This window comes from Nisaea sp., from assembly GCF_017640745.1.
In the GTDB taxonomy this organism is placed as follows: domain Bacteria; phylum Pseudomonadota; class Alphaproteobacteria; order Thalassobaculales; family Thalassobaculaceae; genus Nisaea.
The window spans coordinates 1-16,981 of sequence record NZ_JAEPQA010000048.1; the positions used below are offsets into that span (position 1 = coordinate 1).

Sequence of the window (16,981 nt, forward strand, 5' to 3'; positions counted from 1 at the left end):
GCCGATGGCGATCGGATCGATCGCCATGTGCGGCATTGCCGCGTGGCCGCCGCGTCCCTTGATCGTGATGGTCACACTGTCGGCGCCCGCCATCAGCGGGCCCTTGCGGATCGCGAAGGTGTTCTTCGGGATCTGCGGCATATTGTGAAGTCCGTAGACCGCGTCGCAGGGAAAGCGCTCGAACAGGCCATCCTCGATCATCGCCTTGGCGCCGGCACCGCCTTCCTCGGCGGGCTGGAAGAAGAGGTGTACCGTGCCGTCGAAATTTCTCGTTTCGGCGAGATACTTGGCCGCGCCGAGCAGGACCGAGGTGTGCCCGTCATGTCCGCAGGCGTGCATCTTGCCCGGGACTTTGGACTTGTAGTCAGGGCTGGAGACCTCCTGCATCGGAAGTGCGTCCATATCCGCACGGATGCCGATGGCGGCGGAGCCCGACCCGTTTCCGCGGATCACGCCGACCACGCCGGTCTTGCCGACGCCTTCATGGGTCTCGATGCCCCAGGAGCGCAGTTTCTCCGCAACGATCCCTGCGGTCCGGGTTTCCTCGTAGCAGAGCTCCGGATACATGTGGAAGTCATGCCGCCACTCGCGCATTTCGGCATCGAACTCGGCAATACGGTTCTTGATCGGCATTGTTTACGGTTCCTTTTGAAATTGAGTCCTGCGAGATCCGGCGACGGGCGAAGAAGGATCGATCAGGCTCCCAGCCCCACCATGCCTTGAACCTGATGAGCGAAAGCCGGAGCGTTACGTCAGCAAAGGTCACTCACTCTTAGCGCATTCGCGAGCATAGCCGAAAGCGCGAACGCCTTTCCGGCACGGAAATGGATTGATGCACGATCCCTCGTCCGCATCGCCCCGAAAGATTTGACCGAGGTCAATGCCCGCACACGCGATAGGTCGGATAGTGAGACGAAACCCAATCGTGACGCGTTCGACGGAGGAGCGAAAATGGTTGAAAAAGTCTCACAATCCAATGCGACGCCGGACTGGCTGTCCCAGCTCTACGCGCCAGTCCGCCAGTTCGGCGAGCGTATTGCCGAGTTCCTGGCACCGGCATCCGAAGCCTCGGTCAAGCCGGACTACTATGAGATCGCGATCGAACTGCCCGGCGTGAAGGAAGACGACATTTCGGTCGAATTGCACGACAGCACGCTGACGGTCCTCGGCGAGAAACGATCGACGCGCGAGGAGAAGGACCGCAATTACTTCTTCTCGGAACGTCAGTATGGAAGTTACCGGCGCGTTTTCAGGCTCCCACCCGATGCCGACGCAAACAAGGTCACCGCGCATCACGAAAACGGTGTGCTGACCGTCATGATCGCGAAATTGTCTCCCGAGACATCGAACCCGAAGCGCATCAAGGTTCAGCGCCGGTAATTTTCCATCGTGAGGCTTGTTCGGCGCCGGCACCTCGTCCGGGCCGAACAAGCGCCATTCTCCCCCGTACTCGATCAGGCGATTTCACGAATGCCAATCTATTGGCAGGCGGATGATGGATTCGTGCTAACCGCCGCCGGCGCCACATAGCCTGAGCGCGCCGATTTTCCCGCAATACAGGTGTATGTATTCATCACGTCTCGGGCGTCAGATACATGCGATTGTCACAGGCGACTCTGTCTCTGCCGGTTCATCCGAGGTCTCCGCGTATGCCTCGAATCTGACTGTTAGAATGCGCCGCATCACACGACCGGATACAGCCTCGCTTCCTCCGCCGAGACGTTTCCGACGCGCTAGGGCACCGCACACGTCACCGTCCCCAAGCTTTTTACATATACTTATACTCTCCATATTTTTCTTATATGAATAAATTACTTAAAATATTTCACAATATAATGAAAAATAAATGAGCAGCATTTTGATCAAAATATCACCTTTTAATATTTATATCTTTTCAATTGATTGTTAATCATTTCGCCGCACGGTTTATTAGGAACTTTCGTTTTTGCGGAAAATCAGGTTTTCAGCTTGAGGAGCGAGAAAACCCGTGCAATTTTGAATTAACCAAGAGTCACAAAGACTCCAAGATCGCAGCGCAATAATTGTATACCCAGAAGGTAGACTGGTTATGTTCTCGTCCCTCCCGATCAAGACCAAGATCATCAGCGTCTGCCTGGTGACACTGCCCCTTCCGCTGATCGCACTGGCCTACGCGGTGCTCTCGATGAACTGGATCGGCATCGAACTGAAAGAGATCGCCGAAGAGGACATGCCGCTCACGCGCGAACTTACCGAAGTGACCATCCTGCAACTAGAACAGGCGGTCCATTTCGAGAAAGCGATGCGGTTTGCCGGCATTCGCGCGCACGAAAGAGACAGTGACGCGGCCTATTCGGAAGAAGTCGGAAAGTTCGGAGCGCAGAGCAAGAAAGCCGACGAGACATTCGAGCTGATCACAGAGAAACTCGCGCATGCGATCCAGAGCACTGAACAGCTTGGCCACAAGAACGCCACCGCCGAATTTCGTATGCTTTCCGAACAGGTGAACATCGCGAAGCAACACCACCTGGAATACGAGAGTCTGGCAGAGCAGGTGTTCGCGGCACAGCGTCAGGGCGATCTCGCGAAGGCGACGGAACTTGCCGGGAAAACCGAAATCCTGGAAACCAAGCTCGATCAGGAGCTTGAGGCGATCCTGCTGGAGATCGAGAAATATACCGAACAATCCCTGATCACCGCTGAGCAGCACGAACGCACCGCGTTTCAGGTCATCCTCGGACTCTCGCTCCTCGGTCTTCTCGGTGGCCTGCTTGCCGGGATCGGAGTCGGTACCGTCATCGCAAGACCGATCATTCAACTCACTTCGGCGATGGCAAAGCTGTCGACCGGCGATTACAGCGTCAGTGTCCCGTCCCTCGGGCGGCGGGACGAAATCGGCGGCATGGCCGAAGCTGTTTCCGTCTTCAAGGAAGCCAGCATCGAGCTCGAGCAGATGACCGAATCCCGTCACAGGGAGCAGGAAGAACAGCAGCGCCGCCTGCAGGAAGCCATGATGAGCCTGAGCGACCAGCTGGAGCAGGAACTGCAGACCGCGGTCGCCGCCATCACCAGGGAAATGGATCAGATGCGCCAGCGCTCCGCCTCCATGACCTCATCGGCGGAAAGCGTGAAGAACGAGAGCCTCGCGGTTTCGGCGGCCTCCGAGGAAGCGACGGTGAATGTGAATACTGTCGCCGCCGCCTCCGAGGAGATGGCCCAGTCGATCCAGGAGATCGGCCGGCAGATCGAGGAATCCACCCGCATTGCCCGGGAAGCGGCCGACGAGATCGAACGGACGAATGTCACTGTGGAAGGGCTCGCCAACGCGGCGGAAAAGATCGGTCAGGTTGTCGGGCTGATCACCGACATCGCGGAACAGACCAATCTTCTCGCGCTGAATGCGACGATCGAGGCCGCGCGCGCCGGAGAGGCCGGCAAGGGTTTCGCCGTGGTCGCGAGCGAGGTGAAGTCGCTGGCCAATCAGACCGGCGGCGCCACCGAGGATATCTCCGAGCAGGTTCGCAGCATCCAGTCGATCGCCACCGAGGCGGTATCGGCGATGCGCGGCATTGAGGAGACCGTCCGGAAGATCAACGATATCTCCGAGCAGATCACCGGCGCGATGGGCCAGCAAACCCAGGCCACGGACGAGATCGCCCGCAATATTCAGGAAGCGGCGGCGGGTACGAAGGAGGTCTCGACGAAAATCTCCTTCGTCGCGGATGCCGCGGACGAGAATGGGGCAATGTCCCGTGAAGTCAGCACTTCGGCGTCTGCCATCGCAGAGAAAATGCAGGAGCTGCAGAACCGGCTCACCGTTATCGTGCGCGAGTCCGCGGCGGGCAACCGCAGGGAAGCGGAACGCCGGACCGTGATGGCAAGTTCGCGGATCCAGCTCGGCGGGACATGGCATATGTGCGAAATCAACGACATTTCCGAGACCGGCGTCGAGATCGGGACCGACCTTGAGGTATCCGTCGGCAACATCGTGAAGATCGATCTGATGGGACTTGGAACCGTAGAGGCAAAGGTTATTCGCCAGCGCAAGAGGGTGAAAGGTTTCGGCGCCGAGTTCGTCGCGCTCCCCGAGGATATCCTGCAAGCCATCCAAGGCTGGAACACGACCGCAGAAGCCGCCTGACACCCAGGACCGGGCGGGGCAAGGCGTCTATTCGGCGGGGCCGACCGGCGGCAAAGCCTTGATATATCGTGCGATAGCGAGCCGGTCCGCGTCGCTGAGCCGGGCGGTATTGGCCACGACATCGGCCATGGAACCGCCGGCGGTATCGAAATCGGGCGTAAAGCCGGACTTCAGATATTCCGCGATCTCGGCCTCGGACCAGGAAGAGATCGTCTTGCCCGCGGGAGTGAGGTTGGGGATTGTCCCCTCGCCGTCCGGATTGGGGCCACCGCCGAGCCATCGCGAAAGATCCGGTCCTCCGATCGGCGAGCGCGGCGTATGGCACTCACCGCAATGCCCCGGCCCTTCGACGAGATAGCGTCCGCGTTCCAGATCCTCGCCGACCGTAAGTACCGGCGCGGGATCGAGATAGAGCAGCTTCCAGAAACCGACGGCGCGGCGGACCGAGAACGGGAAGCCGATCTCATGCGGTTCGTTCGCACGGTCGCTCGCCGGCAGGATCCTCAGATAGGCCCAGAGGTCGAGCAGATCCTCGTCCCTCATCCTTGCATAGGAGGTATAGGGGAAAGCCGGATAGAAATGGCTCCCGTCCGGAGCGGTGCCGAATTTCATCGCATTGACGAAATCGACCGTCTCCCAACGCCCGATACCGGCCTCAGGATCCGGTGAGATGTTCGGGGCATGGAACGTTCCGAAATCGGTCTTGAAGGCGCGTCCACCGGACAGCACAAGCCGGTCCGCGTCCTTCGCGCCTTCCGCCGCGTGGCAGGAAACACAGCCGCCGATCGCAAAAAGGGCCGCGCCGCGTTCCGGATCTCCGGTATGGGCAGGCAGGTCCGCCGCGTCGATGCGGGTCGGCGCGGACAGCGACCAGGCCGCCGCGACTCCAAAGACGCCGAGGACAGCGACTCCGAGCAGCATTCGACGCATCGGACCGGTCAATAGACGAGCTCCTCGGTTCCGGCGGAGCCGGAAAGAACCGGCTCCGGGAAATAACGGATGGGCTTACTTCGGCATCCGGAACTGCTTGTGGCAATCGCCGCAGGCCTTGCCGACATCGCCGACGCCGCCCTTGAGCGCGTCCAGTCCGTTGCCGGCGACCTGGGCCAGCTTCGCCGCCGCCTCCTTGAGAGCCGCGCCCTTCTCGGCAACAGCAGGATAGGTGCTCCAGATTTCCGGCAGTGCGCGTGTCTTGCCAGCCATGGCCGTGCTGTCGGAGCCTTCCGGCCACAGGCCCTGGGAACTCATCGCAGAGAGAGCCGCAAGGTTTGACGCCGCCGCGCTTGCTTTCGCGGCATCGTACTCGACGGTTCCCTTGGCCATTCCGCCAAGCATGCCGAGGTTCCAGGAATAAAGCGTCATCTGCGCATTGCGCGCATCGATGGCCTTCTCGAGGTGGCCGTCCGCGAGGGCCGACGTGCCGGCAACCATCGCGGCGATGGCAGCACCGGCCAGTGCGATTGAAACTTTCCGCATGATCACTCTCCCATATCAGACATTTATTATTGATTGTTCTTATAGGCTATCGCCGCGCAAATTTCTGTACATTCCCTAAAACTTCACCGAAAAGTGTGCGGTGATGCACAATATTCGCTGGGACGATCTGCAATATGTTCTCGCGGTGGCAGAGCATGGATCGCTCTCCGCCGCCGCCCGTGCGCTCGGCGTGAACCACGCCACGGTCCTCCGGCGCATCACCTCTTTCGAAGAGGAAATCGGCCTCACCCTGTTCGAACGCCCGCCCGGCGGGTACCGGGTGAAAACCGAGCTGCGGGAAATGCTGGCCGCCATCGAGAGCATGGGCCGTACGGCGCGGCGTATCGAGCGCGTGATTCCGACCCTCGGCAAAGGTCTGGAAGGCACCATCAGGCTGACCACGACCGACTCTGTCGCCGACCTGATCCTGCCCCGGATCCTCGGGGATCTCGGCCGTCTGCATCCGAAGCTCAGCGTCGATCTGGTCGTCTCGAACCGGCATGTCGACATGGCGCGTCCGGAAGCGGAAATCACCCTGCGCCCGACCTTGGCGCTTCCCGAAGGCCTTACGGGCCGGCGCATTTGTTCCATGGGATTTGCCGTCTATGCCCATCCGGACTACCTGGCGACGCATCCCGGCGCCGATCCTCTGGAACACCGATGGCTGGCCGCCAGCTTGCCGCGCACGCTTGTGCGGGAGTGGCAGGACAGGAAGATCGGGGACGCGGTCTATCTCTCGGCGGACAGCTTCCTCACCCTCGCCCGCCTGGCGGAAGCGGGGCTCGGCATCGCCATGCTGCCGTCCTTCGTCGCCCGCAATAGCCCGATCCTGGTTCCGGCACCGCATTTCCCGGACCGGATCGAGTTCGACCTCTGGGTCGCGACCCATCCCGACCTGATGAAGACCGAGCGCGTCGCCGCGATGATGACCTTCCTCGCCGACGCGATCGCGGCGGAGGCGGAAATGCTGGCCTGAGCCCACCGGCCTGGTGATGCGGTGGCAACTCAGCGGACGTCGGTACCGGTGACGAGAGATCGGCCGCTGGCAACAGACGGGGGTCGGCTGGGGAAAATGGTTCTGAGTGTAAACGCGGGGGACGCCGAACCTGTCCGTTGCCGCGCATCGTCCTATAATCTTTCTGATGAGCCCGCTTACAATCATACCCGCATTCTTTGCGGCTCTGTTCTTCTCGGCATTTCCGGAGGCCGCCGCTTCCGAGGATCTCTCCGTGAGCTTTACCGAATCCTCGCCGGTGGACCTGATCGTCGTGGAGAACCGGAGCGGCTGCGATCTTTATGATTTCGGTCTTCAGATCGATCTCCGGAGCTCCGCCGGAGGGCTCGTCTTCGACATCTCCGAAGGCGGCGCCGGCGCCAGCGTCTACCAGCCTTTCGAGATCCTCGAGGGCCGGGAGTCGGTGCGCAGTTTTTCCCCTGTCCGCGATGGCGACCGGATCGCCTCGATCCAGTTCGGAACGCTGGAGGCGGGCCGCCGCGTAATTTTCATGGTCGATGTGGACGACACGGCGACAGACGGCGCCTGGGGCCAGACGGTGATCGACGGAGCGGAAATCGCCGGTACGGGACTGGTCCTGACAATGGTGGGAGAAACGCCTTCGACGGCCGTTTTCCTGCCGGACGGACAGGCGACGCTGCGGATCAGCGGGTGCGGTCCGGTGTCATGAGCGTGTCCTGTCCGGGAGTTGGCCGCGCAGCTCGAACGCATACAAAACCAACACTGGAAATGTGCCCCAATTATCCACGCTCAGTTGGTATAATCCGCTACTACGCAATAGCATCCCGCGCAGAAAGACGTGGCACGCATAAATGATCGCCTCCGAGAAACGGCTGGAAGACGTAAGATCTCCCCTGGTTCGTGAAGCCTACATGCTATGGGACGACAAGCGCGGTGCACGGCCCATGCCGGCCCGAGCCGATTTCGACCCTGTCGAGATGCCCAGACTGCTCGCATCCATGATCCTCGTCGATGTGGAGCAACCGGAGACGCGTCTGAAAGTGCGTCTCGCCGGCACCAAGATCGTGGATATGTTCGGCAGCGACTATACCGGCATGTATATGGACGAAATCGATTTCGGAGACGTCAGAGAAAAAGTGCTTGGCGAATACCTGCTCTGCGCGACGGAAAAGCGTCCGCTGTTCTCGGATCATTCATTCCGGAAAATCAATGACTACTACCATTCGATCGAGCGTGTCCTGCTGCCGCTGTCGAACGATGGCAAGACCGTCAATATGCTGATGGCGGTACTCGATTTCGAGAGAATGCGAGAACCCGTGCCGCATGACGGGTAACCCCGGGTAACGGCGCTTGCCGGGCTGGAAAACCCGGCCCGGCAAGCAAAGACACGATCCGGACTATTCCGACGCGACCATGCCGCGCGCAATCACCAGCAGATCGTCGGCGTACTGAAATTCGCCGGACTGGCAGCGCTGGGCGGCCAGTTCCATGATGCCGTCAAAGGCCTTTGCCGCTTTCGGGCCGAGCACGGGATTTCCGGCGCGGGCCTCCTGCGTATCCTTTATCGCGGTTTCGCAGGCTTGCTGACTGGTGATTTTCGTCGGGTTCTTTCCGGCGGCGAATGCCGAACCGGCCTGGGCGAGGACGACGACCGCCGTCACGACGGTCAACCTCTTGAGTGCGAGCATTTCAGGTCTTTCTCCGCGTCCGTGACATTTTCGCATGCACGTGACGTGCGAAAGAAATGGTCAGCTCAAGGCCTTTTCAACAGGGGGCCCGAAAAATATTTCGGGCACACGAATTCAGCAGGCCGCAAACACTGGCAGCCGGCTTCGACGGGCCTTACACGCTTCAGCTTTCCGCGTCGGTGACGCCTTCCTGCTCCGCGATGACCAGAAACTCGCCATCTTCGAGCGGCCGGTGGCGCGCGGCGCCGGCGCGCTGGCTCCGGATCAGGATGCGGCCGACCTGTTCGGGCGTCGCCTGCAATCCGTATTCCGCCAGCTTCTGCACGACCGCGCCGGAATCGCTCCACTTGCCGATGACCAGCTCCGCGGTCCGGCCGACGACCTCGGGCTCGAACGGGAACGCGAAGCGGCGTTCGTTCGCATTGGTGAATTCGGTGATCGCGCGCCATTGCTCGTAGCGAAACGCGCCCCTGCCGACGATCGGCTTGTAATAGTCGATCGGCAGGCCGCTGATGCCCTCGACCAGTTGGCAGACCTCGGGCAGCCGGTCAAGCTGCAGACCCGTCTCGGCGCCGTAGATCATCTTGAGCGCCGACGCGACACTTTCCATGGAGGCGTTGCCGGCGCGATAGCCGATCCCGTTGATCGAGACCTGCAGCACATCGGCGCCGCCCTCGTATCCGCCGAGCACGTTGGCGACCGCGAGGCCGAAATCGTTGTGGCAATGGACCTCGACCTTGAGACCCGTCTGCTGCTTCAGATGACTGACGAGGAACTTGATCGCGGCGGGCCGGGCGATGCCCTGGCTGTCGACGACGGTGATGTATTCGGCGCCTTCCGCCTCCGCCGCCTTTGCCGCCATCGTGATATGCTCGAGATCGGCGCGTGTCGTGTCAGGCATGAAGAAGTTCACGGTGCAGCCCGCCGCGCGGGCCGCGCGGACTTCCTGAAGCACCTTCTCCAGCTGCGCCTCGCGGCTGGTCTTGAGGACGTGCTGCTGGAGCTCGTCGCCGATCAGGTACCAGACCATGACATGGCGCACGCCGAGCTCGAGCGCCTTCTCGACCCGTCCCGGCTGCCAGGTAACCCAGAAATCCATGCCGAGATCCCGACGCATGATCTCGCGGATGACCTCCTGCCAGCCCGGCACCGTCAGGAAGATCTCGGTGCGCTTGATCCCGAGCCGGGCGAGCGCCTCCGCGATCCGCACCTTGTCGGCCGTGGTGAAGGCGAGATCGGCGGATTCCTCGCCGTCGCGGAGGGTTAGGTCGTGCAGCTCAACCGGGCGGGGCGGCACGGCGATGGCCGGATCGAAATTATGCCTGCTGGTGGCCCAGCGCGGGCCGTTCCAGGGTTGATTTTCCGCGTTCTCGCGCCCGTCCGACATGAAGTTCCCTCCTCTTCAGCCTCTGGGCTTTTTGGCCCGTTCCGGCAGCGTCAGGAGCGCACGCTCAATCCCGATCGCAATCTAGGATGGCGCCGCCCCCGGAGAAGGATACTCGTCCCGAAGCTCCGTCACCACCCGAACGGCTCGCGCGCACTAGGAGAATACTTGTTCCTCATCCCGCTCATCATGGCCCCATCCTCAAGTGAGGCAGGAGATCGCTGGTGGTCGGGAGGGACGGAATCCAGAGGAAGTTCCCTCATCGAAGCTTCACCGCCATGACGGTGCCCGCAGCCTCCGATCGAGCCAAGGCCCATTTTCTGACGTTCCGACCACGCACGCCCGACACCGTGGAGAGCATCTCTGTCATCTCCCGGGACGATCCCGAAGGACGATGATCCGCAGTTAGAAGAGACGATGCCGGAAACCGGAACGTATAATGGCGGTACTATGACCATCAAGACCGACAAGGTAGAGACCGCACCAGAGCCGCGCGTGATCATCGCAGAGAACGTTACTCTACTGCTGACACCCGGCATGAAGGGTACGCCTCCGCAGCCAATTCCTGATCGGTCGGCGCCGGCCGCCTTACCTTGCATCGAGTCGGGAGTGTCGCGATATTCAGTCTGGCTCGCCGCATGCGCGGCCCGCATCGAGAGAGCCACGCGGAAGAAACCACGGCCTTAGAACGCGGCAAACCAACAAATCAAACTCACTGCATACAGGCGCGAGCGCGATCTATTCTTTTATTCAAGGCGGAGAGTGGTGGGCGCACAAGGACTCGAACCTTGGACCCGCTGATTAAGAGTCAGCTGCTCTACCAACTGAGCTATGCGCCCGCCCGTCGAAGGAGCGGATTGATACCTAAGCGGGGCAGCGATTGCAAGCGGGTTTTGACCTATTCGCCGGACGGAAGCGAGCGGCGCCAGGTGTGGCCCTGGTTGGGGCCGAGCATCTGCTCGCGCAGCTCCTGCAACGGATCCTTCTTCTTCTTCGGCATCAGCGGATCGTCCGGCAGGGCCTGCCAGTTCCAGTTGCCTTTGTCATCGTCCGCCAGGGGCGCTTGTCTGGTCGGCTCCGCCCGCTTTTTCTCGCGATATTTCGCTTCGGTCTGCGGCAATTTCTTCGCCGGCGCCTCAGGCTTTCCCAGAAGCCAGTCCATGCTGACCTCTTGTGGCTCGTCGCGCTTCGGCGCCGCCTTGCTCGCAGCCTTCGCGCGCTTAAGTTCGATCTTCACCGTCTCCGCCTGCACCACCGCGCCGGCACCGATGGTGCGCTTCTGTTCCGGCGGCAGGGCCTCGAAAGAGTCCTTGGCGCGGTCGTAATGCTCGCGGTTGCCCGTCTCGGCGGCGGCCTCGAGATTGCGCGTCAGATCGCTCTCACCATGGCTTTCCCGCGTCGAGTCGGCGAGGATCTTCAAACTCTTGCGTTCAATCTGGTCCACATGCAGCACTCACTCGGTTTGCCGGACCGCGCCATTCAGCTTCGGAATACCGGGCGCAGAACTCGAACACCAAAAGTTTACTTCGAAAATCGTCTAAAAGTCTATCGGAACGACTTTCGAAAAGCCTCAGCCACGGTTCAGCGGTGGTGATCGTCAAGCCCCTGACGGCCGATTTCGACATCCCTGTGAACGTAGCAGTTGATGATCAGCCCGAAACCGATCATCGCCGTCAGCATCGCGGTGCCGCCATAGGAGATCAGCGGCAGCGGGACACCCACCACCGGGATCAGCCCCATGACCATCGCGATATTGATGAAGACGTAGAGGAACAGCGTCGTCGTGGTGCCCAGCGCCAGCAGGCGGCCGAACTGGCTCGAGCTGCGCAGCGCAATGGCGAAACCGTAACCGAGGGCCAGCACGTAGAGCAGCAGCAGGAACATCGCACCGGCCAGCCCCATCTCCTCGGCCAGCATGGTGAAGATGAAATCGGTCTGCTTCTCCGGCAGGAAATTCAGATGGCTCTGCGAGCCCTGCAGGAAGCCCTTGCCGAAAAGGCCGCCGGAGCCGAGAGCGATCTTCGACTGCAGGATGTGATAGCCGGCGCCGAGCGGATCGTTCTCGGGGTTGATGAAGGTCAGGATCCGGTTCTTCTGGTAATTGTGCAGGAACTGCCAGCCGACCGGGATCGCGGAGAGGCCGAGCACCAGCACCGTGACGAACTTCCACATGCGCACGCCAGCGAGGAAGAAGATCGCGCCGCCGCCGAGGATGATCATCCCCGCGGTGCCGAGATCGGGCTGGCGCAGCACCAGGATGGCCGGTGCGAAAACCAGGAAAAGCGGCGCGAACAGGCTGCGGATGCGGCCGACCTCCTCGAAGGTCAGGTGATGGAAGTAGCGTGCCAGGGCCAGCACCAGCGCCAGCTTCATCAGTTCCGAGGGCTGCAGGCGGAAGAATCCGACATCGATCCAGCGCTGCGCCCCCATGCCGATCTCGCCCGCGATCTCGACCACGCCGAGCAGGCCGAGAGTGATGAAGTAGAACAGGTAGGCCCAGCGCAGCAGAAAGCGGATGTCTATCAGCGCGATGCCGAGCGTGATCACGAGGCCGACACCGAAACGGATCGCCTGGCGCACGGCCCAGGGCGTCCAGCTGCCGTTTGCAGCGGAGTAGAGCATTGCGAAGCCGATCGAAGAGATCAGAACCAGAAGCAGGATCAGCCCCCAGTTGATCTGCTGCAGCTTCGTGCCGAGCGTGAGCTCGGGCGGATTGAGGGAACTCGACGGCATTCCGATCGCCATGCCTTACCCCCGCCCTGTCGGTTCGCTATCCGGCAGAATGCTCACCGGATCGGCCTCGGAGGATTTCAGTCCGTCCCGCTCCATCGCCTTGGCGAGAATGTCGCGGGCGACCGGCACCGCATATTTGCTGCCCCCGCCATGTTCCAGCACGACGGCAACCGCGTAGCGCGGCGCTTCCACGGGCGCATAGCCGACGAAAAGACCGTGGTCGCGCCGGTGCCAGGGCAGATCCTCGTTGTCGATCACGCCCGCGGCGCGCTCCGCCTTGGTAATCCGGCGCACCTGGGACGTGCCTGTCTTTCCGCCAACCTCGAAATCGGCGCCCGGTATCTTCGCCGACCGCGCCGTGCCGTGCTGACCGTTGACGACGCGGCGCATGCCTTCAAGCACAAGCGACAGATGCGAGCGCGACACATTCACCTTCGGCGGCTCCTGGATCGCCCTGTCCGGTTTGCGCACCAGCGACGGCGTCACTGCATAGCCGCCATTGACCATGCGCGCGGTCATGACGGCGAGTTGCAGCGGCGTGGTCAGCACGAAGCCCTGGCCGATGCCGGTCACCAGGGTCTCGCCCTTCTGCCAACGCTCCCCCATCACCGCGAGCTTCCACTCGCGGGTCGGGATCAGCCCGCTGCGTTCGCCGGGCAGCTCGATGGCAAGGCTTTCGCCCAGCCCGAAGCGGCGCGCCATGTCGGCGATGCGGTCGATGCCGACGCGCTTCGCCACCTCGTAGAAATAGACGTCGCAGCTCTGTTCCAGCGCTGCGATTGCGTCCATGTGGCCGTGTCCCCAGCGCTTCCAGCAATGGAACCGGGCATTGCCGAGATCCATGTGGCCATTGCAGAAGACCCGGGTCTCAGGACCGGCGACGCCGGCCTCGAGCGCCGCCAGAGCAACTATCATCTTGAAGGTCGAGCCGGGCGGATAGGTGCCCGCGATCGCCTTGTTGGTCAGCGGATGGCGGGGATTGGAAAGCAGGTCCTCCCAGTCGCGCGCGCTCAGCCCCTTGTTGAAATTGTTCGGATCGAATCCCGGCGTCGAGGCGAGTGCATGGATCTCGCCGGTATGGACGTCCATCACCACCGCACCGCCGCTCTCGCCCGGCACGATGTTGCCGTCCTTGTCGAGGAAGACGGTACCGTCCTCGTTCTCCAGGTAGCGTTTCGGCACGCCGGAGCGGGCGAGCGCTTCCTGCACCCTGATATCCGCGATCGGGACCCGCTCGGAGTTGCCGATCTCGAGCCTTCCATGCGCATAGGTCTGCAGGTCCATGTCCAGGGTGAGCTGGATATTCTGTCCCGGCTGTCCGTCGTCACCCGGCAGCTTGCGGATGATCCGGCCAAGCGCGTTGACCTCGACCTGACGGCGCCCGGCCGCGCCGCGCATCTGCTCGTCGAAGAGTTTCTCGATCCCGCTCTTGCCGATCCGGAAATCCGGGAGCTCCAAAACCGGATCCCCGGTGAGTTCGCTGTCGGACACGGCGGCGACATAACCGGTCACGTTCACCGCCTTCGAGCCGAACGGGTAATGGCGCGAACGCCCCTCCTCGATCCGGACGCCGGGAAGATATGGAGCGTTGACCGCGACGCGGCTGATATCCTCGCGCGTCAGGTTCTCGACCACGGTCACGGGGACGAAGCTGCGCTTGCGCGCGACTTCTTTCAGCACGCGCTTGATGTTCCATTCGTCGACATGAACGATCTGCCGCAGTGCCTCGATCGTGGCACGGACGTCGTTGGTCTGCTCCGGCACCAGATCGACGCGGAAATTATCCTCGTTGGAAGCGATCTCGATCCCGTTGCGGTCCAGGATCAGACCGCGGGTCGGGGGCAGCAGTTCGAGGTTGAACTGGTTCTCCTCCGACAACGTCCGGTACCGCTCCGCCTCGATGACCTGCAGATAGTAGAGACGTGCGCCAAGAGCCCCGACAAGGCCGAGCTGACCGGCCCCGAGGATCAGAGAGCGGCGCGTGAAGGCCCGCTTGGTATCCTGATCTTTGGGATTCTTCATCGGCTCATCATCGCACCAGATAGCGGTGAACGCGAACGAAGATCCAGGCCGCCGCCGGGAAAAGCGCCGCGGTCAGGGCAAAGCGGAACATGACCGTGTCCGGGAAGATCCAGGCGAGCGAGAAGACCGACATCAGGATCCAGCCGAGCGCGAACGCCCCGAAGGAGATCAGCACGAAACCGCCCCAGACGATGAAGAACGGCTTGCCGACGAAGGTCTGCCGCTGGGTCCCGGTGACACCGTACACGGCAAGAAAGACCATGGCGGTCAGGCCGAGCGGATATCCGTTCACCAGATCCTCCGCCAGCCCCGTCACGAAGACCAGCGCAGCCGGCATCAGGTCCGGGCGATAAACGACCCAATAGAAGACCGACATGAGCGTGAGAGACGGCGCGACCTGCGCATAGCCAGGAATGCCCAGCGGAACCGCACTCAGAAGCACAAGGAGCAGCGTCAGCGCCGCCGGCATCAGGTGGCGCGCCCAAAGATCCATTCTTTGGACGAAGGCGGTCTTCATCGCTCGGTCTTTCCGCGCGTCACTCCGAGACGTTCGACCAGGCTCGGCTCCGGATCGGGCGCGAGGACCGTGAAGGGCGGCGGGTCCATCGGGCCCGGGATCACGCCCTGCATCCGGTAGTCGACGACCCGCACGAATTCAAGATGCGTCCAGTCCACCACGGGCTTGATGCGGATGCCGGACTCCGTGACGGCGGAAACGGTGCCGACCGGTATCCCCGCCGGCATCATGCCGCCATGACCCGACGTGATCACCAGATCACCGGGCGAAACCACGCTGTTCTGCGGCAGGTAAAGCACGCGCGCGAGATTGGTATTGTCGCCAACCATGATCCCCGGGTCGCGCGCGGCGCCGAGCAGTACCGGAATCTGCGCGTTCAGGTCGGTGACCAGCAACATGCGGGCATGCAGTTCGCCAACCTCGACGATCGTGCCGGCCAGCCCGTCTTCGGAGATCACCGCCTGTCCGCGCCGGACACCATTGCGCCGCCCGACATTGAGCAACGCGCTACGGACGAAGGCACCGCCCGCTTCGGCAATGACCCGCGCGGAGATGAAGCTCGCCGGCGGCGGGCCGACATGTTTCGTCAGACGCTTCAGCGCCTTGTTCTCGCTCTCCAGCAGGTTGGCAACATGCTGCCATTGCTTGAGCCGGCCATTCTCCTCGCGCAGGCGCTCGTTCTCCGCATGCAGATCACGCAGCGAGACGACGGTCGAGACGCCTTTGGATATCGCGGCGGCCGGATGGGAAAGGGCTTCGATGATCGGCGCCATCGCATCGACGGCGGCGACCTGCAGGCGCTTCACCATGACGATATCGGCCTTACCGAGCAGCATCAGGCCGAAGGCCGCGAGCACGAGCGCGGTGAAGGCGAAGCGTTGCCAAAGGGTTCGCACAGGCTGGGCGACACGGGAGAAAGATGCCGGTCTGCGCCCCATTATCCTGCCTGGCCTTTCCTAAGTGAATGCCCCTGCCGCAAGCCTCGCCGGCTCAGTAGGCGCCGATGAGAACGTTGCGGAGGACCTTCATTTCCTCAAGGCAGCGGCCGGTACCGAGTGCGACGCAGGACAGCGGGTCGTCGGCGATCGAGACCGGCAGACCGGTCGAATGACGCAGCACATAATCGAGATTGCCGAGCAGCGCACCGCCGCCGGTGAGCACGATGCCCTTGTCGACGATATCGGCCGCGAGTTCCGGAGGGGTCTGTTCGAGCGCGACCTTCACCGCCTCGATGATCTGGCTGACCGGCTCGGCGAGGCTCTCGGCCACCTGGCTCTGGTCGATCACCAGTTCCTTCGGCACACCGTTCATCAGGTCGCGGCCCTTGATCTCCAGCGTCTTGCCGACGCCGTCTTCCGGCGGGAAGGCGGAACCAATTTCCTTCTTGATCCGCTCGGCGCTGCCCTCACCCACGAGGAGGTTATGGTTACGGCGGATATAGGCGATGATCGCCTCGTCCATCTTGTCGCCGCCGACGCGCACGGAGCGGGAATAGACGATGCCGCCGAGCGAGAGCACCGCAACCTCGGTGGTGCCGCCGCCGATATCGACGACCATCGAACCGGTCGGCTCGGTGACCGGCAGATTGGCGCCGATCGCGGCCGCCATCGGCTCCTCGATCAGGAACACACGGCGGGCCCCGGCGCTTTCCGCGCTCTCCTGGATCGCGCGGCGCTCGACGGCGGTGGAGCCGGAGGGCACGCAGACGATGACCTGCGGGCTGGCGAAGCTACGCCGGTTATGCACCTTTCGGATGAAGTGCTTGATCATTTCCTCGGCGACTTCGAAGTCGGCGATGACGCCGTCGCGCAGCGGCCGGATCGCCTGGATGTTGCCGGGTGTACGGCCGAGCATCTGCTTCGCCTCGTCACCGACGGCCAGCACCTGCTTCTTTCCGCGAACCGTTGCGATGGCGACAACCGAAGGTTCATTCAGGACGATGCCCCGTCCCTTCACGTAGACCAGCGTGTTCGCGGTCCCGAGGTCGATCGCCATGTCGGCGGAGAGCATGCCAAGGAGATTTGCAAAAAACATCTGATGAGGCCCGGTCGCGCGCTTTCAAATC

The 16,981-nt window shown here is 62.2% G+C and carries 16 protein-coding genes and 1 tRNA gene; 5 read left to right on the plus strand and 12 right to left on the minus strand.

The window, feature by feature from the left end; translation table 11 throughout:
* On the minus strand, nucleotides 1-633 hold a 633-nt coding region (locus tag JJ959_RS20390), incomplete at its 3' end, for an amidohydrolase (protein ID WP_292888061.1).
* Between the two features lie 318 nt (nucleotides 634-951).
* Between JJ959_RS20390 and JJ959_RS20395 the strand changes: the two genes are divergently transcribed.
* Nucleotides 952-1,380 carry an Hsp20/alpha crystallin family protein gene (locus JJ959_RS20395; protein WP_292888064.1) on the plus strand — a complete coding sequence of 143 codons (429 nt, stop codon included), beginning with the start codon at nucleotides 952-954 and terminating at the stop codon, nucleotides 1,378-1,380.
* 688 nt (nucleotides 1,381-2,068) lie between these two features.
* Entirely contained in the window at nucleotides 2,069-4,120 is a 2,052-nt protein-coding gene (locus tag JJ959_RS20400) for a methyl-accepting chemotaxis protein (protein ID WP_292888067.1), read from the plus strand.
* A 27-nt stretch (nucleotides 4,121-4,147) separates the two neighbouring features.
* Here JJ959_RS20400 and JJ959_RS20405 read toward each other — a convergent pair whose 3' ends face one another.
* Nucleotides 4,148-5,041: a cytochrome c gene (locus tag JJ959_RS20405; protein WP_292888070.1), complete on the minus strand. Its 894-nt coding sequence runs from the start codon at nucleotides 5,039-5,041 to the stop codon at nucleotides 4,148-4,150.
* A gap of 84 nt (nucleotides 5,042-5,125) precedes the next feature.
* Nucleotides 5,126-5,596 carry a cytochrome c gene (locus JJ959_RS20410; protein WP_292888072.1) on the minus strand — a complete coding sequence of 157 codons (471 nt, stop codon included), beginning with the start codon at nucleotides 5,594-5,596 and terminating at the stop codon, nucleotides 5,126-5,128.
* A 103-nt stretch (nucleotides 5,597-5,699) separates the two neighbouring features.
* Between JJ959_RS20410 and JJ959_RS20415 the strand changes: the two genes are divergently transcribed.
* The 3 genes from JJ959_RS20415 to JJ959_RS20425 all read left to right on the plus strand — a co-directional run bounded on the left by JJ959_RS20415 (nucleotide 5,700) and on the right by JJ959_RS20425 (nucleotide 7,906).
* The gene (locus JJ959_RS20415) at nucleotides 5,700-6,572 is read left to right on the plus strand and encodes a LysR family transcriptional regulator (RefSeq protein WP_292888105.1); all 873 of its coding nucleotides are present in this window, start codon (nucleotides 5,700-5,702) and stop codon (nucleotides 6,570-6,572) included.
* A 253-nt stretch (nucleotides 6,573-6,825) separates the two neighbouring features.
* Nucleotides 6,826-7,281, plus strand: a complete 456-nt coding sequence (locus JJ959_RS20420) for a hypothetical protein (RefSeq protein WP_292888075.1) — start codon at nucleotides 6,826-6,828, stop codon at nucleotides 7,279-7,281.
* Between the two features lie 142 nt (nucleotides 7,282-7,423).
* A complete protein-coding gene (locus JJ959_RS20425) occupies nucleotides 7,424-7,906 on the plus strand; it encodes a PAS domain-containing protein (protein WP_292888078.1) in 483 nt (160 codons plus the stop codon).
* A 63-nt stretch (nucleotides 7,907-7,969) separates the two neighbouring features.
* On the opposite strand, the gene JJ959_RS20430 is transcribed toward JJ959_RS20425, so the two are convergent.
* The 9 genes from JJ959_RS20430 to JJ959_RS20470 form a co-directional block, all read right to left on the minus strand.
* Nucleotides 7,970-8,260, minus strand: coding sequence for a hypothetical protein (locus JJ959_RS20430; protein WP_292888081.1), 291 nt, complete (start codon nucleotides 8,258-8,260; stop codon nucleotides 7,970-7,972).
* A 163-nt stretch (nucleotides 8,261-8,423) separates the two neighbouring features.
* Nucleotides 8,424-9,647, minus strand: a complete 1,224-nt coding sequence (locus JJ959_RS20435) for a hypothetical protein (protein WP_292888084.1) — start codon at nucleotides 9,645-9,647, stop codon at nucleotides 8,424-8,426.
* Nucleotides 9,648-10,407: 760 nt separating this feature from the next.
* A tRNA-Lys gene (locus JJ959_RS20440) sits at nucleotides 10,408-10,483 on the minus strand.
* 59 nt (nucleotides 10,484-10,542) lie between these two features.
* Nucleotides 10,543-11,088: a hypothetical protein gene (locus JJ959_RS20445; protein ID WP_292888086.1), complete on the minus strand. Its 546-nt coding sequence runs from the start codon at nucleotides 11,086-11,088 to the stop codon at nucleotides 10,543-10,545.
* Between the two features lie 137 nt (nucleotides 11,089-11,225).
* On the minus strand, nucleotides 11,226-12,389 hold the full coding sequence (gene rodA, locus JJ959_RS20450; RefSeq protein ID WP_292888089.1) for a rod shape-determining protein RodA: 1,164 nt from the start codon (nucleotides 12,387-12,389) through the stop codon (nucleotides 11,226-11,228).
* A gap of 3 nt (nucleotides 12,390-12,392) precedes the next feature.
* Nucleotides 12,393-14,399 carry a penicillin-binding protein 2 gene (mrdA, locus tag JJ959_RS20455; RefSeq protein ID WP_292888092.1) on the minus strand — a complete coding sequence of 669 codons (2,007 nt, stop codon included), beginning with the start codon at nucleotides 14,397-14,399 and terminating at the stop codon, nucleotides 12,393-12,395.
* Nucleotides 14,400-14,406: 7 nt separating this feature from the next.
* Nucleotides 14,407-14,916: a rod shape-determining protein MreD gene (gene mreD, locus JJ959_RS20460; protein WP_292888095.1), complete on the minus strand. Its 510-nt coding sequence runs from the start codon at nucleotides 14,914-14,916 to the stop codon at nucleotides 14,407-14,409.
* Nucleotides 14,913-15,854 carry a rod shape-determining protein MreC gene (gene mreC, locus JJ959_RS20465; protein ID WP_292888098.1) on the minus strand — a complete coding sequence of 314 codons (942 nt, stop codon included), beginning with the start codon at nucleotides 15,852-15,854 and terminating at the stop codon, nucleotides 14,913-14,915. Before mreC ends, mreD begins: the two co-directional genes overlap by 4 nt.
* A gap of 52 nt (nucleotides 15,855-15,906) precedes the next feature.
* Nucleotides 15,907-16,950, minus strand: coding sequence for a rod shape-determining protein (locus tag JJ959_RS20470; RefSeq protein WP_193171299.1), 1,044 nt, complete (start codon nucleotides 16,948-16,950; stop codon nucleotides 15,907-15,909).
* Nucleotides 16,951-16,981: the final 31 nt, after the last annotated feature.